The following is a 976-nucleotide window of genomic DNA, read 5'->3' on the forward strand; positions in this document are numbered from 1 at the left end:
ATGTTCTATTACTCTATTTCACTAACTCTTGTCACAATCTGTCTGCTGCCTTTTTTAGGGGTAGCTGTTTATCGTTTTGATAAACGCGTTCATCCAGCGTTTCGCTTAATTCGCCAATCGTTTGGGGAGCTCAATACAAATGTCCAAGAAAATATAAGCGGTATACAAACGGTCAAGTCATTATCAAGAGAAAAATTTCAAACATCTAAATTTAACGACTCCAACGGAGTTTATAAAAATCGAAACATTGAAACCGCGAATGTGTGGGCAACTTATTTCCCCTTAATGGAGTTTATAGGAAACTTATCTATTGTTGGTCTCCTTGCGTACGGAGGAGCGCTTGTTATGAACGGAAGTGTACGTCCGGGAGAGCTTGTTGCTTTCTTTAGCTTAACCTCTTATTTAATGTGGCCTATTATGAATTTAGGGTTTGTTATCAATATGTTTTCACAGTCTAAAGCTTCAGGTGAAAGGCTGCTGGAAATTTTAGAAGAAGAAGAAAAAGTCCATGAGCATGCCGGAAGTTTCTCTATTAATGGAACGGTCGAGTTTCAACATGTTAGCTTATCCTATCCAAACGAAGAAAAAAAGTCGCTTGAGAACATATCTTTTTCTGCTTCTAAAGGAAAAGTAGTAGGTTTAATCGGAGCAACTGGAGCCGGAAAAACAAGCTTAACCCAGCTGCTCACGAGGTTTTACGAACCGACTTCAGGACAAATCTTAGTTAACCATCGTCCGATTAAAGAGTATCCGCTCTCCGTTCTTCGGAAAGAAATTGGTTTTGTACTTCAAGAAACCTTTTTGTTCTCAAGCAGTATAGGAACCAACATTTCCTATGGTGTGCCGGGTATTTCTAGAGAAGACATTATTGATGCTGCAAAACGAGCGCAGGCGCATGACTTTATTATGGAGCTTCCGGATGGGTATGACACGATGCTGGGAGAGAGAGGACTGGGGTTATCAGGCGGACAAAAGC

1 protein-coding gene is annotated in these 976 nt (G+C 40.6%); it reads left to right on the forward strand.

Annotation, left to right across the window (positions count from 1 at the left end; all coding sequences use genetic code 11):
• The coding region (locus AC1DRF_RS29610) for an ABC transporter ATP-binding protein (RefSeq protein ID WP_477742520.1) at positions 1 to 976 on the forward strand (976 nt) is incomplete at both ends.

Source organism: Priestia sp. P5_B4 (assembly GCF_056400385.1).